General features: G+C 63.6%; 19 protein-coding genes and 1 pseudogene. 11 read left to right on the top strand and 9 right to left on the bottom strand.

All coding sequences use genetic code 11. The features are described 5' to 3' along the window. Positions 1–24 precede the first annotated feature (24 nt). Entirely contained in the window at positions 25–2,883 is a 2,859-nt protein-coding gene (locus tag AC3WTD_RS14500; protein WP_492614206.1) for a S8 family serine peptidase, read from the top strand. A gap of 254 nt (positions 2,884–3,137) precedes the next feature. On the opposite strand, the gene AC3WTD_RS14495 is transcribed toward AC3WTD_RS14500, so the two are convergent. From AC3WTD_RS14495 to AC3WTD_RS14480, 4 genes are all read right to left on the bottom strand, one after another. Then, positions 3,138–4,295 carry an isovaleryl-CoA dehydrogenase gene (locus AC3WTD_RS14495; RefSeq protein WP_492614205.1) on the bottom strand — a complete coding sequence of 386 codons (1,158 nt, stop codon included), beginning with the start codon at positions 4,293–4,295 and terminating at the stop codon, positions 3,138–3,140. Positions 4,296–4,447: 152 nt separating this feature from the next. Then, positions 4,448–5,995, bottom strand: coding sequence for a phospholipase D family protein (locus tag AC3WTD_RS14490; protein WP_492614204.1), 1,548 nt, complete (start codon positions 5,993–5,995; stop codon positions 4,448–4,450). 139 nt (positions 5,996–6,134) lie between these two features. After that, complete coding sequence (locus AC3WTD_RS14485; RefSeq protein ID WP_027491204.1) at positions 6,135–7,238, bottom strand: Glu/Leu/Phe/Val dehydrogenase dimerization domain-containing protein; 1,104 nt, start codon at positions 7,236–7,238, stop codon at positions 6,135–6,137. Between the two features lie 218 nt (positions 7,239–7,456). Then, positions 7,457–8,254, bottom strand: a complete 798-nt coding sequence (locus AC3WTD_RS14480; protein WP_492614203.1) for a M48 family metallopeptidase — start codon at positions 8,252–8,254, stop codon at positions 7,457–7,459. Positions 8,255–8,361: 107 nt separating this feature from the next. Here AC3WTD_RS14480 and AC3WTD_RS14475 point away from each other — a divergent pair, with 107 nt between their 5' ends. From AC3WTD_RS14475 to AC3WTD_RS14460, 4 genes are all read left to right on the top strand, one after another. Further along, positions 8,362–8,964, top strand: coding sequence for a TetR/AcrR family transcriptional regulator (locus AC3WTD_RS14475; protein ID WP_027491202.1), 603 nt, complete (start codon positions 8,362–8,364; stop codon positions 8,962–8,964). Positions 8,965–8,974: 10 nt separating this feature from the next. After that, complete coding sequence (locus AC3WTD_RS14470) at positions 8,975–9,877, top strand: alpha/beta fold hydrolase (RefSeq protein WP_492614202.1); 903 nt, start codon at positions 8,975–8,977, stop codon at positions 9,875–9,877. 231 nt (positions 9,878–10,108) lie between these two features. After that, complete coding sequence (locus AC3WTD_RS14465) at positions 10,109–13,714, top strand: methylmalonyl-CoA mutase family protein (protein WP_492614201.1); 3,606 nt, start codon at positions 10,109–10,111, stop codon at positions 13,712–13,714. 122 nt (positions 13,715–13,836) lie between these two features. Continuing rightward, complete coding sequence (locus AC3WTD_RS14460) at positions 13,837–14,094, top strand: DUF2442 domain-containing protein (protein ID WP_492614200.1); 258 nt, start codon at positions 13,837–13,839, stop codon at positions 14,092–14,094. A gap of 549 nt (positions 14,095–14,643) precedes the next feature. Here the strand turns inward: AC3WTD_RS14460 and AC3WTD_RS14455 are convergent. After that, complete coding sequence (locus AC3WTD_RS14455; RefSeq protein WP_492614199.1) at positions 14,644–15,366, bottom strand: FkbM family methyltransferase; 723 nt, start codon at positions 15,364–15,366, stop codon at positions 14,644–14,646. Positions 15,367–15,649: 283 nt separating this feature from the next. Here AC3WTD_RS14455 and AC3WTD_RS14450 point away from each other — a divergent pair, with 283 nt between their 5' ends. The 3 genes and pseudogenes from AC3WTD_RS14450 to AC3WTD_RS14440 form a co-directional block, all read left to right on the top strand. Beyond that, positions 15,650–15,838 carry an acyltransferase family protein gene (locus AC3WTD_RS14450; protein WP_492614198.1) on the top strand — a complete coding sequence of 63 codons (189 nt, stop codon included), beginning with the start codon at positions 15,650–15,652 and terminating at the stop codon, positions 15,836–15,838. Between the two features lie 106 nt (positions 15,839–15,944). Continuing rightward, positions 15,945–16,643 (top strand): transposase, encoded by a 699-nt coding sequence (locus tag AC3WTD_RS14445; protein WP_492614197.1) that lies wholly within the window; start codon positions 15,945–15,947, stop codon positions 16,641–16,643. A gap of 24 nt (positions 16,644–16,667) precedes the next feature. After that, a pseudogene (locus AC3WTD_RS14440) lies at positions 16,668–17,234 on the top strand (IS3 family transposase); the annotation flags it as partial. 197 nt (positions 17,235–17,431) lie between these two features. Here the strand turns inward: AC3WTD_RS14440 and AC3WTD_RS14435 are convergent. After that, complete coding sequence (locus AC3WTD_RS14435) at positions 17,432–17,707, bottom strand: transposase (protein WP_492614196.1); 276 nt, start codon at positions 17,705–17,707, stop codon at positions 17,432–17,434. Between the two features lie 458 nt (positions 17,708–18,165). Between AC3WTD_RS14435 and AC3WTD_RS14430 the strand changes: the two genes are divergently transcribed. Both AC3WTD_RS14430 and AC3WTD_RS14425 read left to right on the top strand, forming a co-directional pair. Continuing rightward, positions 18,166–20,571 carry a TonB-dependent receptor plug domain-containing protein gene (locus tag AC3WTD_RS14430; protein ID WP_492614195.1) on the top strand — a complete coding sequence of 802 codons (2,406 nt, stop codon included), beginning with the start codon at positions 18,166–18,168 and terminating at the stop codon, positions 20,569–20,571. A 100-nt stretch (positions 20,572–20,671) separates the two neighbouring features. Beyond that, positions 20,672–22,762 (top strand): Atxe2 family lasso peptide isopeptidase, encoded by a 2,091-nt coding sequence (locus AC3WTD_RS14425; protein WP_492614194.1) that lies wholly within the window; start codon positions 20,672–20,674, stop codon positions 22,760–22,762. Here AC3WTD_RS14425 and AC3WTD_RS14420 read toward each other — a convergent pair. From AC3WTD_RS14420 to AC3WTD_RS14410, 3 genes are read right to left on the bottom strand one after another with little or no spacing between them, the layout of a single operon-like run. Further along, entirely contained in the window at positions 22,729–24,480 is a 1,752-nt protein-coding gene (locus tag AC3WTD_RS14420; protein WP_492614193.1) for an asparagine synthase-related protein, read from the bottom strand. The two genes, AC3WTD_RS14425 and AC3WTD_RS14420, sit on opposite strands and share 34 nt — an antisense overlap. Next, entirely contained in the window at positions 24,480–25,160 is a 681-nt protein-coding gene (locus AC3WTD_RS14415; protein ID WP_492614192.1) for a lasso peptide biosynthesis B2 protein, read from the bottom strand. The genes AC3WTD_RS14420 and AC3WTD_RS14415 overlap by 1 nt, the downstream gene beginning before the upstream one ends. Positions 25,161–25,214: 54 nt before the next feature. After that, positions 25,215–25,361, bottom strand: a complete 147-nt coding sequence (locus AC3WTD_RS14410; RefSeq protein WP_492614191.1) for a benenodin family lasso peptide — start codon at positions 25,359–25,361, stop codon at positions 25,215–25,217. 216 nt (positions 25,362–25,577) lie between these two features. Between AC3WTD_RS14410 and AC3WTD_RS14405 the strand changes: the two genes are divergently transcribed. Beyond that, positions 25,578–26,414: transposase family protein (locus AC3WTD_RS14405; protein ID WP_492614190.1), on the top strand; the 837-nt coding region annotated here is incomplete at its 3' end.

Genomic DNA, 26,414 nt, shown 5'->3' with positions numbered 1-26,414 from the left:
TCGGACTGTGGTCAAGGGGGATGAATGAAAGTGCTCGACTCGGGTTGGCGGCGTCGCGAAATGGCCCTGCTGGTGGCCATGGCACTTGGGCTGAGTGCCTGCGGCGGGGGCGGCGGCAGCAAGCCCACGCCGCCGCCAGCGGTGCCGACATCCCCGCCGCCGGCGCCACCACCGTCACCGCCTCCCAGTGCCCAGCCACCGTTGGATGCCCAGCTCTCAATTACCCGGGCTAGCGGCGCGCAAAGCCTAGGCTACACCGGCGTCGGCGTGACCATCGGCGTGGTCGACAGCGGCATCATGCGCAGCAATCCCACCGTGGCCGGGCGAGTCACGCAGGAATTGATCTACGTCGACCCCACGGTCAACAAGACGGCCATCGACGATGTGGTCGGCCACGGCACCTGGGTGTCGGAGATCGCCGCAGGCACGGGGTTCGCCAAATTCCCCGGCGGCATCGCGCCCAGGGCCAGCCTGGTCTCGGCACGCATCATCAGCGACGTGACGCCGAAGGACGACGGCTCCGGCCAGGGCAACGCGGTGACCGCCGCCGACGCGGCCTTCTTCGCACAGACACTCAACCCGGCCCTGATCAATGCCGGCGTGCAGGTGATGAACAATTCCTGGGGCGGCATCTACTGGGACACCACCAACGCCTCGATCAACCAGGCCTTTGGCCAAGCCTACCAGCCGTTCGTGGTGCAGCATGGCGGCCTGGTGGTGTTCGCGGCGGGTAACGAATCACGCACCAGTCCCAGCGACATCGCCAGCCTGCCCACGGTGGCACCGGGTCTGGGGCTGGACAAGGGCTGGCTGGTCGCGGTGGCGCTGGACAGCAACCATCCCACCCAGCTGGCGAGCTACTCCAACGCCTGCGGGCGGACCATGAACTACTGCCTGGCCGCGCCGGGCGACGTGATCGTGCTGGACAAGGACACCACGGCCAGCACCACCAACCCCTCCTACTGGGTTGTCAGCGGTACCTCGTTCGCGGCACCGCAGGTGTCGGGCGCGGCAGCGCTGGTGTGGCAGGCTTTTCCGTATTTCAGCAACGACCTGGTGCGCCAGACCCTGCTCGGCACCGCGCGCGATCTCGGTGCGCCCGGTCCCGACCCCACGTTCGGCTACGGAGCCCTGGACGTGTTCGCGGCAGTCCAGGGGCCGGCAAGGTTCGACTGGGGCGACGTCACGGTGAATTTCAGCGGTACCTCGACCTGGGGCAATCCGATCTCCGGTGCCGGCGGGTTGATCAAGCAGGGGCCGGGCCGGCTCAACCTCTGGGGCGGCGAAAGCAGCTATACCGGCCTCACCCAGGTGCAGGGCGGCACGCTCGCCGTGGCGGGGTTGCACAGCCCGGTGGAGATTGGCGCGGCGGGCACGCTGATGTCCGCTTCCACGCAACTGAATCCCACCGGCTTCTCGGTCTACAACAACGTGACCAACGCCGGTGTGCTGGTGGTGAGCCAGGGCGACGTCCATCTGAGTGGCAACTATCTGCAGCAGGGCAGCGGACGAATGGCGGTGTCGCTGGGTTCGCAACTGTACGTGAACGGTACGGCCACCTTGTCCGGCGGCGACCTTTACGTGTACGGCGCCAATGCCAATTACACCCTCAACTCGCATACGACGGTGCTGACGGCCAACGCTGGCCTCACGGGCACCTTCTCGGCGCTGAACATGGCTCCCGGCGTGGCGCTGACCGCGACGCTGAGCTACGACGCCAGCAATGCCTGGCTCAACGTGCAGCAGGTAAACCTGAGCCAGATCCAGGGCCTGCCGTACACCGCCGCCAGCTTCGGCGCCGCGCTGCGCACGCAGAGCGCGTTCCAGCAGATCAACAGCCAGTTGCAGGGCGTCGCCAGCGGAACATCGGTCGGCACGGGCTTTGTCGAGGGTGCCGCGAACCTGCAACATGCCGTTTCCACCGAGGTCATGCAGCGTTCGCTGGAAAGCCTTTCCGGCCAGTTGCATGCGGCCAGCGCGGCGATGACCTTCGAGGCGATTGACGCCGGTACGCGGGCGCTGTCCGACCGTTTCGACCGCCTGCTCGATGCGCCGCAGGCCGGTGCCTGGACGCAGAGCCTTGGCTATCACGGTGGCATGTCGCGCAGCGGCTATGGGCACGTCGGCTACGACCTCAGCGGTGCGCTGGTCGGGCAGGACCTGCGCGTCGGTAGCAACGGCGTCGCGGGCTATGCGCTGAGCCAGAGCCGGAGCCTGGGGCGGCTGGCCGAAAGTGCGGACCAGGGCCGCAGCCATGCGCTGGAAGGCATGCTGTATGGCGGCATGGTCCACGGATCGTGGTACGCCATGGGCCGCTTCGGCATCGGCAGTTATCGGGAAACCATGCGTCGCCAATTGCAACTGGGCGACCAGTTCGCCGGGGTCGCCAGCGACGTCCATGGCCGCTACGGCGTGGCCTATGGCGAAAGCGGTTACCGCTTCACCCTGGGCCGCACGCAGCTCACCCCGTACATGAACCTGCAGTACGCGCAGATCCGGCGCGATGGTTTCAACGAGCTGGGCGCCTACGGCTTTGGCCTGAAATCGGCGGCGCAGAGTACGGCGCGCTGGCAGGCCGGCGCGGGTCTGCGTGTCACCCGCGAATGGGCGCTGCCCGGTGGCGGCAGCCTCGCCATGCAGGGACGCATGCTGTGGCAGCAGTCGTTCGGCCTGCGCGGCGAGGCATTCGATGCCAGCTTCAGCGGGGTCAACCAGTTCGCCCCGGTGGGGGGCATCGGCCTGTCACGTTACGGCGGCATGCTCGGCACCACGCTGGACTGGAAGATGACGCCGCGCGCCAGCCTGCAGTTCGGCTACGACCGTTACCTGGGCCAGGGCCGGCAGGCGCAGATGGCCAGCGCCAGTTTCAGCTGGGCGTTCTGAGCAGATCGGTGCACACAAACGAAAGGCCCGCCTGGTGCGGGCCTTTCCTTATCCGATGTGGGGAAATCATGCCTTGCCATGGAACAGCTCGCGGCCGATCAGCATGCGGCGGAATTCGGTTCGATGTGCCGGCGCCGATGCCTTTGTCGGCGCATGTTGCTCATGCCTTGCCATGGAACAGCTCGCGGCCGATCAGCATGCGGCGGAACTCGGTTCGATGTGCCGGCGCCGATGCCTTTGTCGGCGCATGTTGCTTATGCCTTGCCATGGAACAGCTCGCGGCCGATCAGCATGCGGCGGATCTCGTTGGTGCCCGCGCCGATCTCGTACAGCTTGGCGTCGCGCAGTAGGCGGCCGGCGGGGAACTCGTTGATGTAGCCGTTGCCGCCCAGCGACTGGATCGCCTCCAGCGCCACCTTCACCGCGTTGACCGAGGCGTTGAGCAGGCAGGCGGCCGGGTCGATGCGCGACTTCACGCCGCTGTCGAACTGCTGCGCCACCATGTAGGCGAAGCCGCGCGAGCTCTGCAGCGCGGTGTACATGTCGGCGACCTTGGCCTGCATGATCTCGAAGGTGCCGATCGGCGCGTTGAACTGCTTGCGCTCGCGCACGTAGGGCAGGGTGATGTCGAGCGCCGCCTGCATCAGGCCGATCGGGCCGCCGGACAGCACCAGCCGTTCGGTGTCCAGCCCGCTCATCAGCACGCGCACGCCTTCGTTGACCTCGCCCACGATGTTCTCGGCCGGGATCTCGCAGTTGTCGAATACCAGCTCGCAGGTGTTGGAGCCGCGCATGCCGAGCTTGTCCAGTTTCTGCGCGGTGGAGAAACCCTTCATGCCCTTCTCGACGATGAAGGCGGTCATGCAGCGGCTGCCGGCCGGGCGCGGCGCGGTGCGCATGTAGACCAGCAGCACGTCGGCATCCGGCCCATTGGTGATCCACATCTTGTTGCCGTTGGCCACCCACACGTCGCCGCGCGGCTCGGCCTTGCAGCTCATCGAGCCGACTACGTCGGAACCGGCGCCGGGCTCGCTCATCGCCAGCGCACCGACGTGTTCGCCGCTGCATAGTTTCGGCAGGTACTTGCGGCGCTGCACTTCGTTGCCGTTGTGGAAAATGTTGTTGAGGCACAGGTTGGAGTGCGCGCCGTAGGACAGGCCGACCGAGCCGGACGCGCGCGAAATTTCCTCCATCGCCACCATGTGCGCCAGGAAGCCCATGCCGCTGCCGCCGTAGGTCTCCGGGACGGTCACCCCGAGCAGGCCCATCTCGCCGAACTTGCGCCACAGGTCGGCGGGGAACAGGTTGTCGCGGTCGATGCGGTCGGCGCGCGGGGCGATTTCCTTTTCCGCGAACGCATGCACGGACTCGCGCAGCAGGTCGATGTCTTCTCCGAGCGGAAACGGACGCATGGCGGACTCCTTGAATGCAGACCGGCGATTTTAGCGCACGCGGCAATCCTTGGCCTGTGTGTAGGAGCGCACCTTGTCCGCAAGGGACTTCCTTCGGTCGTGCGCGATGCTCTTCGTCACGTGACGGAAAGCATCGCGCACGGGGTGCGCTCTTACAGTTGCGACTCGATCGGCAGCCAGCTGATCGCGCGGGTGACCGTGCGCAGCCACCAGCCGGCGTCGGGCTCGTGTTCGAGCACCTCGGGCGGCTGCACGCTGCGGTCCAGCCACTGCGGCGAGCCGTCCGCGCCGCGGCGCAGCTGGTAGCTCAGCGCCGGTGCGGCCAACCGCAGATATTCCTGGCGCAGGTCGTGGGCCAGGGCGTCGTCGTCGAACAGCACGCCCATCTCGGTGTTGAGGTTGGCCGAGCGCGGGTCGAGGTTGAACGAGCCGACGAAGCCGCGCGCGCCGTCGATCACGAATGCCTTGGTGTGCAGGCTGGCGCCGCTGCTGCCGAACAGGCCGTGGGTGGCGACCGGGCCATGGCGGCGGATCTCGAACAGGCTCACGCCACCGTTCAGCAACTGCCGGCGATAGCGCTCGTAGCCGCTGTGCACGGCCGGCACGTCGTTCGCGGCCAGCGAGTTGGTGATCACGCCGACATGGGTGCCGTCGCGCGCCAGGCCGAGCAGGGTCGCCGCGCCTTGCCTGCCGGGAACGAAGTAGGGCGAAATCAGCAGCACTTCGCTGTGCACGTCATCCAGGTGGGCGACCAGCCGCGGCTGCAGCCAGCCGCGGCGATCGGCGGTTGTCGTCTTCAGCGGCGGGTCGGACGCCACCACGATGTTCGTGCTCCAGTGCGGCGACAGGTCGTGGTTGGCCAGGCGCTGCACCGAGGGCGAGGCGGCGACCCGGTCCAGGTAGACCTGCGCGGCGGCGTCGGTGCACTCGCTGGCGAGCGCCGCCACCAGAGCGTGCAGGCTTTCCGGCGTCTGCGGGTTCAGCGCCTCGATCGGCACGGCGGCGCTGGAGTTCCAGAAATCGTCGAAGATCGCGCTGGCGTCGGCCACCGCCGGGCCGAGCAGCAGCATGTCCAGATCACGGAAATTCACGCTGCGGTTGGCGTCGAAGTATTCGTCGCCGATGTTGCGTCCGCCGACCAGTGCGACCCGACCGTCGGCGATCCACGCCTTGTTGTGCATGCGATGGTTGACGCTGAAGAAGCGGTGCACCATCTCCAGCAATCGCCACACGCCGCTGCGGTTGCGGAACGGGTTGTACAGCCGCACCTCGATGTTCGGGTGCGCGTCCAGCGCCAGCAGCGCCGGGTCCAGTCCCTTGGTGTTGATGTCGTCGAGCAACAGGCGCACACGCACGCCGCGCTCGGCCGCGGCGTACACCTCGCGCGCCAGCAGATGGCCGACCAGATCGTCGTGCCATATGTAGTACTGCAGGTCGAGGCTGCGCCCGGCCAGGCGCGCGGACGCCGCGCGCGCAGCGAACGCGTCCAGTCCGTCGGACAGCAAGGTCGCCGCCGTCTCCCCCGGGTGTCTGGCAAGGTACGGGGTCAGCTCGCGGTCGATCGGGGTCTGTGTGGGCTGCGGCGGCAACGCGGTGCTGGGCACGCCGGTGGCGCGCGGGGTCAGGTGGTCGGCCAGCAGCAACCCGCTGATCACCAGCAGCACCAGCGCGAACAAGCCCCATCCCAGCCAGATCATCATCCTGCGCACCTCTGGCACCCCTCCCGCAGCTGATTATTCGATTAATGCCCCGCACAAGCAAAGGCCCGCCGCACGGGTGGCGGCAGGCCTTCATGGAACCAGGCAGGCCGGAAGCCGGCAATGCCCGCAACGGTGTGGCTTACTGGCCGCGCATGCGGCCCTGGAAGCGGGTGCCGCCGTTGCCCATGTGCGACAGCTTCAGCTTGCCGATCGCGCTGATGCGCTCCTCGGCCAGGCGGTCGGCCGCCTTGTAGGTCGGGATGTTCTCGGTCTTGGATATCTCAAAGATGCGGCCCAGGTTGTAGTAGATGGTGCGCATCATGCGCATCGCGCGCTCGCGGTTGTAGCCGTCGATCTCCAGCGACACGTTCATCACGCCGCCGGCGTTCACCGCGTAGTCCGGTGAGTACAGCACGCCGCGGCGGTTCAATTCGTCGCCGATCGCGTCGGTGGCCAGCTGGTTGTTGGCGGGGCCGCAGATGATCTTGGCCTTGATGCGGTCGATGGTCTGCTCGTTGAGCGTGCCGCCCAGCGCGCACGGCGAGTACACGTCGGCGTCGACGTCGTAGATCTCGTCCAGGCCCACCGCCTCGCAGCCCAGCTCGTCCACGCAGCGCTGCACCGCTTCCTTGTTGATGTCGGTGACGAACACCTTGGCGCCCTGTTCGCGCAGCAGCTTGATGAACTCGCCGCCGACGTGGCCGGCGCCCTGCACGGCGTAGCTGTACTTGCCCACGTCCTCGTTGCCGTGCTTGAACTGCAGCGCGGCCATCAGGCCCTGCAGCGAGCCGTAGGCGGTGAACGGCGACGGGTCGCCCGAGCCGCCGTGCACCTGGTGCACGCCGGTGACGTACTCGGTTTCGCGGAACACGTATTCCATGTCGTTGACGTCGATGCCGACGTCCTCGGCGGTGATGTAGCGGCCGTTCAACGAGTTGACGAAACGGCCGAATGCGCGGAACAGCGCCTCGGACTTGTCCTTGCTCGGGTCGCCGATGATCACCGCCTTGCCGCCGCCCAGGTTCAGGCCGGCCACGGCGTTCTTGAAGGTCATGCCGCGCGACAGGCGCAGCACGTCGTTCACCGCCTCCTGCTCGGTCTTGTACGGCCACATGCGCAGACCACCGAGCGCGGGGCCCAGCACCGTGTTGTGGATCGCGATGATGGCCTTCAGGCCGGCGTCCTTGTTGTGGCAGAAGACGACTTCTTCGTGACCCGTGTTGGCGATGGTTTCAAAGATCATTGGAACGATGACTCCATTGATTTGCGGTGCCGATGGCATCTACAGAGGCGGCGGGGAGCGAATGGGACCCTGCCTGGGGGTGTGAAAACGCCTGAAACTCATCGCCCCGAGCGGAGTCGGGGCGATGAATCAAAGCGAGAAGTTTAGTACGTCGTCCCCGCAGGCGGTGGTGCGACGCAGCAAGCCGCAGGCGCAGGAGTGCGGCGCAGGCTCGTCATCTACATCCGGCAGTTCGGCGCGTGGCCGCTGGCGCGCGCCTGCTGGTACACCGGCAGCAGTAGCTGCGCCTGCCGATCCAGCGCCTGCGCGCGGTTGCCGGAAGAAGGGTGGGTGGACAGGAACGCTGGCGGCTTGCTGCCGCCCTGTGCACCCATCTTGCCCCACAACGCTGCCGCGGCGCGTGGATCGAAACCGGCCTGCGCCATGTAGCGCTGGCCCAGCGTATCCGCCTCGCTTTCCTGGGTGCGCGAGAACGGCAGCAGGATGCCCACCTCCGCGCCCACGCCGAGCAGGGCCGCGGCGTTGCCGGCGTCGCTGCCGCGCGAGCCGGCATAGATGGTGCCGGCGGCCACCGCCGCCTGCGCCGCCATGTTGTCGGACACGCGCTCGGCGCCATGGCGCGATACCACGTGCGACAACTCGTGGCCCAGCACCACCGCCAGCTGGTCCTGGTTGGTGGCGATCTTGAACATGCCGCGGTTCACGCCGATGCGGCCGCCGGGCAGGGCGAACGCGTTGGCCGTGTCGTCGCCGATGATCTGCACTTCCCACTGCTGGGTGTTCCATGGCGGCGGCAGCACTGCGATCAGCGCGTTGGACACGCAGGTGGCATAGGCGCGCTCGCGCGGGGCGTCGACGAACTTGCCCTGCTTGCGCATGTCGTTGAACGCGCTCAGGCCCATCTGGCTCATCTGGCTGTCCGACACCATCATCAGCTGCGAGCGGCCGGTCGGCGAGGTGACGCAGGCGGCCAGCAGGGCGGTGGCCAGCGGGATGGTCAGGTTGCGGAATTTCATGGGGATCCTCCTTGGCGTGCAGTGGCAAAGCATACCCGCAAGGTTTGCCGAGGCCGCGTGAGCTTGCGTTTGATATGGAACGAACGATCGTGCTATTTTTCGTGACCATGAAGACGGCAACCCTTCCGGGCAAGCGTGCGGCCACCCGCGACACCATCCTCGACCACGCCTACGCGCTGGCCCGCCGCGACGGGCTGGAGGGCCTGTCGATCGGCGGCCTGGCGGGCGACGTGGGCATGTCCAAGAGTGGCGTGTTCGCCCATTTCGGCTCGCGCGAAGACCTGCAGCTGGCCGTACTCGATACCGGCCGCCAGCGTTTCGTGGCCCAGGTGCTGCTGCCGGCGCTACAGCAGCCCAAGGGCCTGCCGCGGTTGCGCGCGATCGTTGCGAACTGGTTCGAATGGAGCCGCGAGCACCAGCGCGGCTGTGTGCTGCTGTCCGCCGTGAGCGAGTACGACGGCCGCGACGGCGCGCTGCACGATGGCGTGGTGCGGCAGCAGGCCGGCTGGCGCGACGAGCTGCAAAAGGCGATCACGCAGGCGGTCGGGCTGGGCGAACTGCGCGCCGATACCGACGTCGCCCAGCTCGCTTTCGAGATCTATGCGCTGATGCTCGGCCTGCACCACGACGCCGGGCTGTTCGGCTTCGATGAAGCCGGCCAGCGCACCCGGGCGGCGTTCGAGCGCCTGTGGCGCAGCTGGCAAACCTGAGGCAACGCCCATGTCCACCGTCATCGATCGACTCAAGCTCGCCACCGTGCGCACCGGCTTCGTGCTGGGCGGCCGGCTCGCGCCGCAGCGCACGGTAAACCGTGCCGCGCGCCTGTTCGCCACCCCGTTCGCCAGCAGCCGCAGCCGTGCACGGGCCGCCCGGGGCGACGCGGAGATGCAGCGCGGCCAGCTGCAGGTCAACGGCGAAACCATCGCCACCTACGTCTGGGGCGATCCGTCGACCCAGCCCTACGCGCTGCTGGCGCACGGCTGGTCCAGTTTCGGCCTGCGCTTCCTGCCGTGGGTGGCGCGGCTGCGTGCGCTGGGTTTTGCGGTGGTCACCTTCGACCAGCCCGGCCACGGCCACAGCAGCGGCAAGCTGTGCACGCTGCCGGAATTCATCGCCACGATCCGCGCCGTCGGTATGCATTACGGCAACGCCGCGCTGGCGATCGGCCATTCGCTCAGCGGCGCGGCGCTCACCCTCGCACAGGATGAGGCCTGGCATGCCGAGCGGCTGATCCTGGTGGCGCCAGCCGCCGACATGAAGGCGGCGGCGCGGCGCTTCTTCCGCTTCGTGCACCTGGCAGGCTACCTGCGCCCGCCGTTCTATGCATGGCTGCACCGGCGCACCGGCGTGCACATCGACGAGCTGCGGGTGGATCGCCGGCTGCCGGCGCTGGGCCAGCCCGCGTTGATCGTGCACGATCTGGACGACGAGGACGTGCCGTGGGCCGAAGGTGAACGCTACGCCCGGTTCTGGCCCGGCGCGCGCCTGTATACCACGCAGGGCCTGGGCCATCGCCGCGTGCTGGACGCGCCCGAAGTGATCGACGCCGCGCTCGCCTTCATGCGCGGCGAGCCGGTGGGCGAGCGCGTGGTGGGCAGCCCGGACCTCGCGCTCTGCATGTGACATCCCTTCTCCTTTGGGAGAAGGTGCCCGGAGGGCGGATGAGGGTGCGCGCGGAGCGAAGTGCCGAATCCTGCGCGGTCTTCAACTTCGGTGCCCCCCGTACCCTCACCCCAGCCCCCTCACCGCAAAGGGACTCCCTACGGTCGCCAAAGGGAGAGGGGGCCAATTCCGCGTGACTGCCGTCGATCCACTAGAATTGACTGGTTCAAGCACACGATGTCCGGAGTTGCCATGAGTTCCCCCGCCAAGCATGTCCCCGCCAGCGCCCCGCAGACGGAAACCACCCCACTGCGTTTCGTCACCGCGGCCAGCCTGTTCGATGGCCACGACGCGGCGATCAACATCATGCGACGGATCATCCAGTCGCAGGGCGCGGAGGTGGTCCACCTCGGCCACAACCGCTCGGTTGAGGATGTGGTGCGCGCCGCGCTGCAGGAAGACGCTGATGCGATCGCCCTGTCGTCCTACCAGGGCGGCCACGTCGAGTACTTCAAGTACATGGTCGACATGCTGCGCGAGCGCGGCGCCGGCCACGTGCGCGTGTTCGGCGGCGGCGGCGGCACCATCACGCCGGAGGAGATCCACGAACTGGAAGCCTACGGCGTGGAACGCATCTACCACCCCAACGACGGCATGCACATGGGCCTCGTGCACATGATCGAGGACGTGATGCAACGCGCCAGGAATGCCGCCGCGCAGCGTGCCAGTTCCGAGACCAACGCACTGCCCAAGGTCGACATCGACGACGAGATCTCGGTCGGGCACATGCTCTCGGCCATCGAGGAAGGCAAGCTCCGCGACGGCGAGCTCGAACACCAGCGCAAGCAGTGGAAGCTGGCCGGCAGGCACACACCCGTGCTCGGCCTCACCGGCACCGGCGGCGCCGGCAAGTCGTCGGTGGTCGACGAACTGCTGCTGCGCTTCCTGCACGCGTTCCCGCACATGCGCATCGCCGTGCTCGCGGTCGATCCGACGCGTCGCCGTTCCGGCGGCGCGCTGCTGGGCGACCGCATCCGCATGAACGCGTTGCGCAGTCACCACGTCTACATGCGCTCGATGGCCACCCGCCGCCAGCACGCCGCCACCAGCGTGGTGCTGCATGACTGCATCGACTTCCTGAAGAGCCAGCCGTACGACCTCGTCATCGTCGAAACCGCCGGCATCGGCCAGAGCGATTCGGAGATCGCCGACCTGGTCGACTTCCCGGTCTACGTGATGACCAGCGACTACGGCGCGGCCAGCCAGCTGGAGAAGATCGACATGATCGACTTCGCCGACCTGGTGGTGCTGAACAAATTCGACAAGCGCGGCGCCGAAGACGCGCTGCGCGACGTGCGCAAGCAGTGGAAGCGCAACCACACCGCGTTCAAGGTGGCCGACCAGGACGTGCCGGTCTACCCGACCATCGCCAGCCAGTTCAATGACCCGGGCGTGACCTGGATGTTCAGCAACCTGTGCCGGCTGCTGCGCGAGAAGCTGCACCTGCCCGCAGAGAAGTGGACGCCGCAGCTCGACACTACCCTGAAAGAACCGCGCGCCACCGTGCTGATCCCCGGCAGTCGCGTGCGCTACCTTGCCGAGATCGCCGAGCAGGGCCGCGCCATCAACAAGGGCATCGAGACCCAGGCCGAATACGCCAGCAAGGCGCAGCACTACTACGAGTCGCTGAAGGAACTGGATGACGACAAGCTGCCGCGCCCGCTGGAGCCGTACCGCAACGCCGACTTGCAGCCTGCTTCGCCTCCCTCTCCCTCTGGGAGAGGAACCGAGGGTGAAGGTACGGTCGGAGCGAGCAGCTCCACGCAAGCCCTGAACCCTCACCCCCAACCCCTCTCACCCGCAAGGGGACTCCCTGACGGTCGCCGAGGGGAGAGGGGAGAAGGTGTGGACCGCAGCCTCCTGCTCCTGCGCCAGCGCTACAACGCCGCGCTGAAGGAAATCACCCACGAAGCCATCCGCCAGCTGCGCGAATGGCCCGCGCTGTTCGCCTCGGTCACCGCCGACGTCAACGAATACAAGGTGCGCGACAAGGTCATCCGTGTCGACAACTATCGCGAGTCGCTGAGCCACCAGAAGATCCCGAAGGTGGCGCCGCCGAAGTCGAAGGACTGGGGCGAACTGGTCACCTTCCTCGGCAAGGAAAACCTGCCCGGCCACTACCCATACACCGGCGGCGTCTACCCGTACCGTCGCAGCGGCGAAGACCCCACCCGCATGTTCGCCGGCGAAGGCACGCCCGAGCGCACCAACCGCCGCTTCCATTACCTCAGCCAGGGCGGCGCCGCCACGCGCCTGTCCACCGCGTTCGACTCGGTCACCCTGTACGGCGAAGACCCCGCGCCGCGCCCGGACATCTACGGCAAGATTGGCAACTCCGGCGTCAACATCGCCACGCTGGACGACATGAAGAAGCTGTACTCCGGCTTCGACCTGAGCGCGCCAAGCACGTCCGTCTCCATGACCATCAACGGCCCCGCGCCGATGATCCTGGCGATGTTCATGAACACCGCGATCGACCAGAACGTGGAGAAGTACCTCAGGGAAGACCCCGCGCGCTGGGCCGCGGCGGAAACGAAGATCGCCGCGATGTACCCGAACGGCCGTCCGCAGTATTCCGGCGACTTGCCCAAGGGTAACGATAGCCTGGGGCTGGGCCTGCTCGGCGTCACCGGCGACCAGTTGGTGGATGCCGGGACCTACGCGCGGATCAAGGCCGAGACGCTATCCAGCGTGCGCGGCACCGTGCAGGCCGACATCCTGAAGGAAGACCAGGCGCAGAACACCTGCATCTTCTCCACCGAATTCGCGCTGCGCATGATGGGCGACATCCAGCAGTACTTCGTCGACCACAAGGTGCGCAACTTCTACTCGGTATCCATCAGCGGTTATCACATCGCCGAAGCCGGCGCCAACCCGATCAGCCAGCTCGCCTTCACCTTGAGCAACGGCTTCACCATCGTCGAGTACTACCTCGCCCGCGGCATGAAGGTGGACGACTTCGCGCCCAATCTCAGCTTCTTCTTCTCCAACGGCATGGACCCGGAATACACCGTCATCGGCCGCGTCGCCCGCCGCATCTGGGCCCGCGCCATGCGCGAGCGCTACGGTGCCAGCAGCCGCAGCCAGATGATGAAGTACCACATCCAGACCTCCGGCCGCTCGCTACACGCGCAGGAAATCCAGTTCAATGACATCCGCACCACGCTGCAGGCGCTGTACGCGCTGTTCGACAACTGCAACAGCCTGCACACCAACGCCTACGACGAAGCCATTACCACGCCGACGGAAGAAAGCGTGCGCCGCGCGGTGGCGATCCAGATGATCATCAACAAGGAACTCGGCCTCAACTTCAACGAGAACCCGTGGCAGGGCAGCTATGTGGTCGATACCCTCACCGACCTGGTCGAGGAAGCGGTGTACAAGGAGTTCGAGGCGATCAGCGAGCGCGGCGGGGTGCTCGGCGCGATGGACACCATGTATCAGCGTGGGAAGATTCAGGAAGAATCGATGTATTACGAGCAGAAAAAGCATGATGGGTCGCTGCCGTTGATCGGCGTGAATACCTTCCTGCCGAAGGATCATGGCGGGGAGATTGCTACCGAGATCGAGTTGATCCGCTCGACACCCGAGGAGAAGGGGGCGCAAATTGGCAACGTGAAGACGTATGGTGATTCACGGAATGCGTTGGCGCCGGAGAGTTTGCGGACCTTGCAGAACACGGCCAGGGAGCGGAAGAATGTGTTTGAGCAGTTGATGGAGGCGGTGAAGTACAACTCGTTGGGGCAGATTAGCCATGCTCTCTACGAAGTCGGTGGCGAATACCGCCGCAATATGTGACACGTCCTCCGAGGTGCTGGTTTGGCTCGTCATCCCGGCGAAAGCCGGGATCCAGCGCCTCTGAGTCACAGAGTGCAAAGGTACTGGCACAGCAACCCTGAGCCGTACCCTTGGAGTCGGTCATGATCAAATTGACCGCTGTCGAACTGAGAGCCGACTACCAACTCACGTTGAGCTTCTCCGATGGCGCGGCCGGCGTATTCGACTTTAAACCCTTCGTGGATACCGACACACCGTTGACCGCGCCATTGCGCGATTCGGCGTTCTTTGCGCAGCACGACATTAAGCTGGGTGCGTTGGCCTGGCCCAACGGACTCGATTTCAGTGCCGAGTCGTTGCATCACCGGCTGCAGGATATGGGAAAATTGGTGCGCGGCTAAGTCGTTTCTGGCTCGCGACTTGCGTGTCTGACGTACGGGAAGCAACATGGCTGATGTACGAGAATACTTCACCTTGTTCGACCGCACGGACATGCTCGATGAACTCCTCGCCCAAGCCTCCGACGATGCCCTCTGAACGTGTAGCCGAGCCGCTGGTTGGGGCTATGTCGCGTCGGTTACGCTGCCGGGAAAAGGGGGATCTTTCCGACTGGGTGGAGTTGATGGAGGCGGGGGAGGCGTTGTGCCCGGTTTGGCCGGAGAGGGACAAGAAGCTGAATCAGGGTGACTGGCGGCTGTAAGTGAACCTGACCCCGTTTTGGCCGGAATCTTTTTGAATCGCGCAGCGTGAAACCCAGCGGTACCACCGCCTACAACAACTACCCCAACTTCGCGATCCTGCCGCGCTCCTTGACGCACTGACGTGCCGCCCTCCCCTACGCTGCGCCCCCTGCTTGCCACAGCCGGAGATTTGCACGCATGCCCGGACCCCCTTTCCCAACCTCGCTCTGGCGCGAGGGAAAGGCGGCCGTATCCAGCCACCGGTTCGGATCACAACTGCCTGGCCCGCGCAAACGCGACATCCACATAAAGAAGTGGACCGCCTCTTGCCTGCTGGGTAAGTACGGGAAAATCAATCAAGCGAAAACCATTGTCTTTCATGAATGCCCCGATCTCGATCAAATCCGGCTCTCCTTCCTGCCGTTTCGATATGGCTACCTCCATGAGAACGACATCGGTCTGTTCCAGTACCTTCACGGCGCCACGCAACACCTCGAGTTCGAAGCCCTCCGTATCGATTTTCACGAAAAACGGAGCCGGCTGCTCACGATAGGCATCCAGTGGGACGACGTGTATCTCGCCAGACTTTTCGGATGCTCCCCACCGCTGATCGGTATCTGCGTTCGGTGGCAAGAACGACGACCCTGTAGGACTGCTCAACAAGCGATAAATCGGCAGGTGTTGCTCCTTGCTGCCGACCCCTACCAGATGGTACTCGGCGTCAATGCGCCCACAGATCTCGCGCAGCACCGGCTCAAACTCCGTTTGCGGCTCGATCAACACGAAATGGGCTTGCGGAAACGCCGCATAAAGCCAGGGCGTACCGTTTCCCACCCCTATATCAAACACGGTTCGCGGTCGTACTCCTGCTTCCACCATGCGACGGAGAAAGCTGGAGTACCCTGAGGGGGGAGAGCCAACAATCTTTAGCTCATAACCGAAGCGCGCGATAATGCGCTCAACGGCCAGGCGTGACATCTGTCTGATGCCCATCGATCCACCTCATGACGTCTCGCCCGATTTTCCTGCTTGGCACGTCTGGTGCTTGTGCGCCACGCGTGATGCGACGATGATGCATTAGCACAACTCTACCAGAATATGTAAGCCTGGTTATGGAACGCTGGATTGTCTGGTGCGCCTTGGTGCTTGTCCACGGTCGGATCCGTTTCGTACAACTCGGCTCTCACCCGCAACGTTATGTAGCGCTCCGCGTGGATGACACTTCTGACTGAATGCACCGACTGCAATTCGACACTCTCTCCGCAAAGGACTGTCGATGGCCATCCGAGACATCTTCAACCGCGCGCACCCAAAGGGGTTCTATCGGCCGGACATCGATGGCATGCGTGCGCTGGCGGTATTGGCGGTAGTTGCCTATCACTATTCGCCAGCGAACTTCCCGGGTGGTTTCATAGGCGTCGACATCTTCTTCGTCATCAGTGGTTACCTGATTACAGAATCATAGAAAAGGTGTCAGGGACAATGCCTGATGGCGGGTGGGTGGTTTGGACGATGGGTGGGGGCGGTTTGGGCTGACAGCGGTCGGCTGGTGGAGCGGCGATGCTGTGGGTATGGCTCGGCAACCTCGCTTTGATCTTCCCGGCATTCCGCAGCATGTGGTGCAGCGGGGCAACAATCGATTGCCATGCTTTCTGGATGATCTTGACCGCCAGCGCTACCTGCAATGCCTGCGGCAGGCGTTGGGGCGGTTTGGTTGCAGGCTGCATGCCTATGTGTTGATGAGCAATCACGTGCACTTGTTGCTGACGCCGGGTGAAGAGGTGGCCTTGTCGCGCTTGATGCATACCTTCTCGCGGAACTATGCCGGGCTGTTCAATGGTCGCCACGGTCGCACGGGCACGTTGTGGGAGGGGCGCTACAAGGCGTGCCTGGTGGACTCGGGATCGTACTTCCTGGCATGTAGCCGCTACATCGAGCTCAATCCGGTGCGGGCCTGGATGGTCGCTCGGCCGGCCGACTATCCGTGGTCGAGCTACGGCGCTCATGCGGGCGAGCGGGAAGATCCTCTGCTTGTGGCGCATCCCGAATATCTTGCGCTCGGTACCGACTCCGCCGCTCGCGCTGTGGCGTACCGTGCCTTGTTCGAGGATGCACTGCCCACTGAGCTGGTGGCCGAGATTCGCGACTACCTGCAGCAACAGAAGGTGCTGGGCACGGATCGATTCCGCGCATGGGTCGAGGCAAGGACAGGGCGTTTCGCCACGGTTCGGGCACTCGGCAGACCACCGCGGCGGCCACATTGTCCCTGACACCTTTCCCGCCTTTCCCGTGAACTGTATCAGGAAGCGAAGCTGCAGGTGCGACGTCGTAAGCGCAAGAAGGTGTCTGTTGCCGAGCGGCAGCCGCTGGTTCGACCCAAGGCAGCCAACGAGGCCTGGTCGATGGACTTCGTGTTCGACCGCACCGCCGAGGGACGCGTCATCAAGTGCCTGACGGTGGTCGATGACGCCACTCACGAGGCAGTGGTTATCGAGGTTGAGCGGGTGATCTCCGGTCTGGGCGTGACGCGCGTGATGGATCGCCTGGCGCTCAGCCGTGGCCTGCCGCGGGTGATTCGCAGCGACAACGGCAAGGAGTTCTGCGGCAAGGCGATGGTCATCTGGGCGCACGCGCGTGGCGTGCAGTTGCGCCTGATCGAACCGGGCAAGCCAAACCAGAACGCGTACATCGAATCCTTCAACGGCCGGCTGCGAGACGAATGCCTCGACGAGCACTGGTTCCCGAGCCTCCTGCACGCCCGGGCCGAGATCGAACGCTGGCGGCGGGAGTACAACGAGGAACGACCGAAGAAGGCGCTGGGCGGACTGACACCCGCCGCCTATGCGAAACAGTTAAAGTGACCCCGGACTCTAAACCGCACCGCTACTCAAAGCGGGGGGACGTCGCCCTGACACGTGTCTTTGGCCTCCTGGCATACACGCCTTGGGCGCGCAGGCAAGCCCGCAGCACCCAGAATGATTTCATCAAGACAGCAAGCAGCTGACCACCTCCGGCAGCGAACTGCCCACTGGGCAGTTGATTGGCGAAGCTGGTCAGCTTACTTGCCGGAACTGGTCAGCTCTGTTGGCAATGAATGGTCAAGTCGGTGGCAATACGCAGTTCCGACGACATCCGGCGTAACCAGCAGGTGGAAGTGGTTGTCCATCAGAACGAACGCGTGCAGCACAATGCCATGATCGCGGCAAGCTCTGCGGAGCAGGCGCCTGAAATGGTAGCGGTCGTCCGCATCGAGAAAGATCGTGCCCCTGTTGATGCCGCGCTGCGTGACATGCGCCGGGACACCTGGCAGTTCCAGACGCGGCAGTCCTGGCATGGCAGTGGCTGCTGAGACATATGCTGTCACTGTGCTGCAGCGGATCGGTCAGAGCTGTCGGCCGATATGCCCGTCGCCGGTAGGCTTGCCCTTGATTGGCCACGTCCCTTTTTTCCGATAGCTATTCCGTGCCTCGCGTAGGCGACGGCCGTAGATGGTTGCCGGGCACTTCTCGGTCATAAGCGCATATCAGTTTCGATATACAGCAGCTTCCCGACGGGGGCTTGACATCGATGCTACGTAAAACGTAGTGTTAACAATGCTACGTTTACCGTAGCAATGGGCTTTCGCTGGCGGTTCGGTGCAAATGCAATCCAGCCGGAGCCAGTGAGGGGGTGAAGACAGAGACATGGCGGCTTAGCTGGCGGCAGGTTTGTATGCGCTGAGAAGCGCGATCCGAGCCCGTGATCAAGCAGCGACCGGCAAGGCGTCAATCAGGGGAAAGCAAAGGACGCAGCATGAAGACACGCACGCTACGCAACGCCATTTCCATCGCCTTGCTCGTGGCCGGGACCGGCACCTGCGAGTGGGCCATGGCCCAGGACACCACGACAGACACGGCCACGCAGGGTAGGGCGCAGGTGACCAACGCGCCGGCCAAGACGCAACCGAAAAAAAAGACCGACAAGTCCGCGGCCCCAGCAGCCACCAACCTGCAGACCGTGACCGTCACCGGAACCCGCATCCGCGGCGGCACCACGCCATCACCGGTCATCACGATCAGCAGCGAGCAGATCCGGCAGGAAGGCTTCACCGATCTCGGCGAAGTCATCCGCAGCGTGCCGCAGAATTTCTCGGGTGGGCAGAATCCTGGCGTCATCACAGCGACAGGCTCAGGAAATACCTACAACCAAAACGCAACGGGGGGATCCAGCCTCAATCTGCGAGGAATCGGCGCAGATGCCACGCTGACGCTATTGAATGGTCGACGTCTTCCCAATAGCGGCTTCGGCCAGGCGGTAGACATCAGCGCTATCCCGGTGGCGGCGGTGGACCGCATTGACATCGTTGCCGACGGTGCATCAGCCATCTACGGCTCCGATGCGGTTGCCGGCGTCGGCAACGTGGTGCTCAAGCGCGACTTTGACGGAGTGACTGTCGGTGCTCGCTACGGCGGGGCAACGGACGGTGGGCTGACGACGAGGGAATACACCGCGGTTGCCGGCACAACCTGGGCGAGTGGTGGGCTGATAGCGACGTACAAGGACACCACCGTGGACCCGATTCGCGCGGGCCAACGTAACTACACGGCGTACATGAATGAGCCGTTCGTCCTCTACCCTGGAAGTGACCTCCACAGCGGCTTGCTCAGTGTCCATCAGGCCTTGAGCGATCGTGTCGAGCTTCAGATGGATGCTTTCAGGACGGAACGAAACCAGACCTGGTACCAGAACTATGGCAGGTTCTACTACGAGAACTACTCGGATACCACCACGACATCGGTGGCGCCGAACATCGAGTTTGCCCTTCCCGGCGACTGGACAGGGTCTGTTGGGGCGGCATGGGGCAGGGACCGAAACATCAACAGGACACGGATGGTGACGGTAGGGACGGGGGCGTCGACCCTTGCGCTTCACTCCTGCTACTGCAACGAGGGTAAGTCGTTCGAGGTGGGAGCAGAAGGCCCTTTGTTCACGCTGCCTGGCGATGACGCACGACTGGCTGTGGGGGCGGGAACCCGAACAAATCGGTATGAAAACCACTCGCTTCTCAGAGGCTCGCGCGAGAGCGGACAACAGAGAAGTCGCCATGTCTATGGGGAGCTGAATCTGCCATTTGTTGGCCCGGACATGGATGTCGCCGGGGTCCGGAGGCTCGAGTTCTCTGCCGCGTTGCGCAGGGAAAACTACGACAGCTTCGGCAGTGTCACGACGCCAAAGCTTGGGGTGATATACGGCCCGGACCAGGATTTCACCCTCAAGGTGTCCTGGGGAAAATCGTTCAAGGCACCCATGCTGAGCCAATTGTACGCAAACCGAATTGCGGGTCTTTGGAAAGCCAGTGCGGTGGGCGGGACAGGGTATCCATCCGACGCCACCGTGCTGATGGCGTTCGGCGGGAACCCGAAGCTCAAGCCGGAGCGCGCAAATACTCTGACGACCTCCCTGGCCTTTCATCCGGCAGCGTTGCTCGCGCTTGAGGCAGAGTTGACATGGTTCCGCATCAACTATGACCAACGCGTGGTGCAGCCGCTTCCGGTGTACAGCCAGAGCCTGAGCAATCCTGCGCTCGCCGACTTCATCCGGTACTCACCGAGTGCCGAAGATCTGGCAGCAGTCCTGGCCACCTACTCCCAGGCTTTCTACAACTTCTCCGGCGCTGGTTACGACCCCAACAAGGTGGTCGCCATTGCATATGCTCAGTATGCCAATGCAGCGCGGCAGCATATTGATGGCGTCGATCTGACCGGAGCGTACCGGATGGACTTGGGCGCTGGGAATCTCACGCTTCGCGGGTCGGCAAGCTGGCTGGATAGCTGGCAGAAAAACACGGCGAATCAGCCGCCATTCGATCTGTCAGGCTCCATCTTCTACCCCGCGAAGGTCAATGCCCGTTTGGGCGCCGTTTGGGGCAGTGGGGGCTTTACCGCCTCGATATTTGCGAGATATGTCGGTGGCGTGACCGGTCGCACCTCGGGCAAGAAGACATCTTCATTCACGACCTTCGACGCGACAATCCGTTACGCCTTCGGAGGGCTTCGTGGCCCGTGGACGGGGCTGGAACTCTCCTTTACTGGCCAGAATCTGCTCAACAGGGCACCTCCTCTGTATACGCCGGTCGCGATGACCGACGTCCCCTACGATTCCACGAACTATTCGGCGATCGGAAGGTTCTTGAGCGTCGGCCTGTCCAAGCATTGGTGAGGCTGTCGACATGACCTGTGGTGCAGGATCGACAGAAGTCGAGGCTGGTGCATGGTTGGGGCCATCCAAAGATCGCATCAGAAGGCGCGCGCGATGGTTATTGCTGCTGCTGGTTGCAACGCTACTCTCGTTCGCGGTTGCCGCCCAACCTATGCACATCTCGCCGAAACAATTGCTGGAGGTCGCAGACATCGTTGGCCCTGTCGTCTCGCCTGACGGAAAGAACGTGGCTTTCCGGCTGGAGAGGGCATCGGCCGAGCGCAACCGCTATGACACCCTTTGGTACATCCAGCGCCTGGATGGGGCCGGGCCACCGCAGCGTGCCGCGGATGGCGGAGCGCCGCTTCGCGACTATTCGACCGGACTTTCGATTCCCACAAACCCGGTCTGGACACACGATGGCCGCGCCATCCTCTACCGCGCGCTTGTCGAGGGGAAAGTCGAGGTATGGCGTGCCGCAGCGGATGGCTCGGGTGCTGCCCCCATTACGTCCGGCCCGGCGGATGTCCGGGACTTCGAGTTGAGCAGGGATGGAGCAGTCCTGAGGTACAGCGTGGGGGCGACGCGGGAGGAGATCGATGCTGCGGAACAGGCGGAGTACGACAGTGGCGTGCACACCGATGACACCATCTTCATCGGGGCTGGATTGTTCCGCTCGAGCCAGGTGCAGGGACGGCCGACCACCCAGCGCTTCGTTGGGAAGTGGTTTGAACCGAGTCCGTTGCTGAGCAAGGTGGCAAGCCGGTGGAAAGAAGTCGACCTCGACACATTGCAGGAACGGGATGTTGATCAATCAGGGACATCAGAGCGGGCTGCCACGATCAAGGAAATGCTGAAGCGCCTGAAGCCATGGAAATGGGCACTGAATCCAAACGACGGCCGTGTCGCTCTCTTGACAAGGGTAGGAGATTCGGCAGGACGATTTACCAAACCGGACGTCGAACTCTCCGTGCTGCCGGACGCGAAGTCTCGCCAATCGGTGAAATGCCTGGATCCCTCGTGCACGGGCAAGAACATTACGGGGATCGAATGGCGCCCGGAGAGTGATGAAGTGCTGTTCACCATCACCGATCGGCACGAGGGGAGGGGGCAGTCGATCTATTGGTGGGACGTTAAGCAGGGCAAGGTCGAATTGGTCGTTCGATCTCGTGGATTGCTCGGAGGAGACAGCACGCAACAGCGTTTCCAGGACGTCCCTTGCGGTGTCTCTGCTGCTGTACTGGCGTGCGTTACCGCGGAAGCCGACCGTCCGCCGCGCCTTGAGGCGATCGATATCGATACGGGTCAAAGAACGGTGCTGTTCGATCCGAATGCGGCGCTGGCGTCGGATATGGCGGCGACGGAGCACGTTGAGCTCCTCCAATGGCAAGGTAAGCATGGAGAGGAGTACTCCGGCTGGCTGTTTGCAACACCAGGAGCAGCTCGGGCTCCATTGTTCGTGATGTACTACAGCTGCGAGGGGTTTTTGCGTGGTGGCGTCGGGGACGAATGGCCGTTGGCAACACTGGCTGACTATGGAATTTCTGCACTGTGTATCAACGGAAATCCTGGCTATATCGATGTCGCCAGGTATTACGACCAAGGCCTCTCAGCAGTTGAGGGCGCGGTGGACATGCTTGCCAAACGCGGCCGCATTGATCCCGCCAGAGTTGGTATGGGTGGCCTGAGCTACGGAAGCGAGGTGACGATGTGGACACTCATGCGATCTCGCCTGCTGTCAGCAGCCTCGATCTCGTCGCCGTCCCTTACTCCGAACTGGTATCTGTTCAACAGCCTAAGAAAGGGCTTTCGCGACGTAGTAAGGCAGAACTGGCAACTCGGATCGCCTGAAGAGAGCCCGAGGCGATGGAGGATGATGTCGCCGGTGTTCAACCTGGACGAGGTCGAAGCCCCCGTCCTGTTCCAGATGCCGGAGCAGGAGTACCTGATGGCGGTGGAATACACGCTTCCCCTGATCCGGAACGGGAGGGCGGACATGTATGTTTTTCCTGACGAGCCGCATATCAAGTTCCAGCCAAGGCACAAGCTGGCCGTTTACGAGCGAAACGTCGATTGGTTCAGATTCTGGTTGCAGGGATACGAAGATCCGAATCCCATGAAGCTGCCTCAGTACGCACGTTGGCGCGTGATGAAATCGACGATAAATGCTGGTGGTGCTTACGGGCGACGGGGCGAGGGGAAGGTGCCCTGATGGCGTATCCAGTTCTCGACCATGCAAAGATCGAATACCCGTGTGTTCAACGGGCTCTCCGGCCGGTGGACGGATCCAGCCTCGCGTCGGAGTTCGTCCATATCAAGGAGTCCTCGTGATGCGAGTGCGCCGCCCGCCAGGAAGCGCAGCATGCTGTCCCTCTTCCTCTCGTAGATGGCAGCGTAGTACCTGGTGTAGGAGCCTTTGCTTCTGCGATTCAAAACGCTGCTGGGAAGTGCATCGGAGAACGCCGCTCGTGCGACGGATCTGTTCCGGCCGCCAGTGATCCACATCCATGTCGGTACGCTTAGACATGCTTCCATCACAGGTTGCGAGAGAAGCGGATAACGCATCGGCCAGCGGGCACTGCGTGCGATCCCGTCGCGGAACGACTGTGTTCCAACCAGGTCGGATATCCGCTCCTGGTCCCCGGGAAGCGCGTTTTCCGGTGTATCAAACCACGGGTGCGCGTCGAACGGTGTACTGCATCTCGACTGGTCTAGTAGTTCGTAATTGGGTCTCCAATGTGGCTTGGCTCCGCGGATCAGCTTCCCGAGTGTCAATCGTCCGGCCCGTGTCAGGGTGCATTGATGCAGTGAGGACAGATCCAGGATGGCGGTGATCCCGGCGGAAATCCCTCTCTCCCTGAATGCATCCGCCGCAGGGGTCGCACCCTGCAAGTAGCAGAATATGGTGTCGCCCCCGGCACCGGAGAAGAGGCTGGTTGTGTCAAGGTCGCTCGCAAGTGCCGAAATCGCGGAATCGATGGGGTAATGAAGGATCCCCATTCCTGGCGAGGCTGAGTCTTGCGGTGGCGGAAAGCTGAACTTGGCATTCTCTAGGTCAATCTCCGCAGACAGCAGCTCGAACTGAAGATGATCTGTCACCTGCCTGGCGTATTGCCGTTCGTCCGTTCCTGGCACGGGCGCAACCATGGTGCAACAGGTAGTCTTCGCTTCGGCTTTGCGTAGGCAGGCGGCTACTATCGATGAGTCGAGTCCACCCGATAGCTCAAGCAGTACGGATCGATCCACTTCCGCCCATGCCCTCACGGCCAAGGAAATGGCGTCACGGATGCTGGCTGACGCTTCGGTGAGATCGGCGTGGCGTCGATCTGGCGCGACGAATGTCCATGGCGACCAGGCTGCTCTCGTGGAGGCGTGATTACCCTCGATGTCCAGCGAACAACCGGGCAGCAGCTCTCGGAGCCCCCGAAGGCCCGTGCGCTCCGACTTGAGGTATGTATACACCAGCGTATGTAGGACAAAATCCCAGTCCACCTCCCGGCTGCAAAGTCCAAGCTCGGTTACCAGCGAGACGCTGGACGTGACAAATCCGACACCTGAGTTGGCGGAGTAAAAGCATGGCATGCCGCCAGAAGGGTCCCGCAGGAACCTGATGGCATTCTCGTTCCCTCGTTTCGGCTCGACGACGACGTATTCACCCCAGAAGTTTTCCAGAAGGTACTTTTGGAGAGATGCATCAGTTCGATCCAAAGCCAGCTCTCCGACGACAGGCTGCCCATGCTTGGTGAACAGCCGGCCGATCAGAATCCCGTGGCCAGGAATGGCGAGTGTGGGCGTGTCGCCTGCGACGAATACCTGGAGGCCGTCCTGCGACAAACGGCATTGCATGTCGATAGTCTTCCAGGTCGCGGCATGGATTTGCGGGGTATTCCGGTTTTCGTCGATTGTAAGTGCGAGGAACTTGTAGCTCATCACCACACCAATATCTGCGTATGTGCGGCCGCGCTGGAGACCGTTTCGTTCAAAACGATGTGGTGAAACTGGACCCAGCAATGGGCTGAGAAGGGCGAGAGCATCACGCCAAACACGAGGTCTGCCGAAAGGTGGCGGTTTGCCAGGTATGTGACCAGCGACAGCGAGTCGAGGAGACATGTGGTTCCGAGGGGAACCCACTTTCGTGCGTAGCGGAATTGGTTGGCGGCTGCGACTGTGTTCGCTTCGATGAACTTGCAGCTGACTGTGTCTGTGGGGCCGCCCTTGTTTCTGCGATGGGCGGCCAAGTCATTCAGTAGCGGGTAAAGGCCCTTTCTTCGAAGGCGGCTTCTGATCTTGCAAACGATCGTGAAAACCTCGAGGTACACGCGAGCGGATACGCCATCGTCTTCCGTTTGATCCTCCATCGCACTGTGTGTCGTCGGCTTGGCAATCGACGCTTGGCATCTTCGATCGAGGTGTCCTGCGGGAAGCAGGATTTTGTGTCCGAGCAAGGCACGTAGGGACGAAGTGGATAAGTCACGTCCCTCGATATATGCGGTGAATGCATGCTCCAAAGTCGTCGGAAGCATGAAATAGCGATCGCCGCTTATGTCCAAGAAGATTGGGTAGCCGTCGACAACGCAGAACGATAGGCTATCGCGCAGTTGGTATTGCATAGGTGCTTTCCCCTGGCGCGGGAGATGGCGCGTCGGAACGACGCGCCCGGTTGATCACTCCTCGGCGATCGCACCGAAGGTCTGCTGGCCAGGACCGGCCAATTCAATCCCGACGCCGGGGCCCCGGGTCTCGACACTGGCGATGCCGAGTTCGATGACATCGTCCTGCGCGTTGCTGCGGATGTTCTCGTTCGTGTCCATCTCAGTCTCCTGCGGTTGCGTCATGGCAGTTCCATGACGAGGGCAGCGTAGGAGGCGGAGATTTTAATTATCAAGTAATTATTGCGTAATTAGAGCCGCTTGCAAAATTCCCCATTGCGGCCGAATTTTTCGCCAGCGGAGGTGGCGAAAAAAGTAGAGCGGGTGCCGCCATTGAAGGCATGATGGAGTTATCGAAGCGCCACCAACACCCGCCGAATGAATACTGCCGTACGTGATCGCCTGACGCAATTCCATCGTCACTTCCAGCACGAGTTGGTGCCCTTGGTCGAGGCGGATGTCGGACAGCGGCTGACGCCGGCGATGGAGGGCCTGCTGCGCATCTGGGAGCAGGTTGAAATCGAGCGGTTCGTGCCGTCGACGCGCGGGCGGGTGGGCCGGCCACGGCAGGAACGCATGGCGTTGGCACGGGCCTTCGTGGCCAAGGCGGTGCTGGGCCTGACTCAGACCTCGGACCTGGTGGAGCGCCTCAACGCCGATGCGCTGCTGCGTCGCTTGTGCGGATTCGATCCGCGTCGGCGCAAGCCGCTGAATGCCTCCTTGTTCTCGCGCGCGTTCGCGGCGTTTGCGGAGCAAGGCCTGGCGGCACGGGTGCATGAATGGCTGATCCGCCGCACGCTGGGCGGCGCCCTGGTCGGGCACGTGTCGCGCGATGCCACCGCCATCGAAGCACGCGAGCGCCCGCGCAAGACCGCAGCCGCGCCGTCGCCACCGCCGCGCAAGCGCGGTCGGCCACGCAAGGATGAAGTGCGTCCGGCCAAGGAGCCCACCCGCATCGAACGCCAGCATGCCGGCATGAGCCTGCCAGCTATGCTCGCCGACCTGCCTGCGGCATGCGACGTGGGCGCCAAGCGCAACAGCCAGGGCTTCGCGACCACCTGGATCGGCTACAAGCTGCATCTGGACGTGGCCGACGGCATGATTCCGATCAGCGCGGTACTTACCTCCGCCAGCGTGTACGACTCGCAAGTGGCGATCCCGCTGGCCACGATCACGATGCAGCGCGTGACCCACTTGTACGACCTGATGGACGCG

It is taken from the genome of Rhodanobacter sp. FW106-PBR-R2A-1-15 (assembly GCF_058789735.1).
Note: the sequence above shows the minus strand (reverse complement) of the source record. Positions and strands in the feature narration are given on the sequence as shown.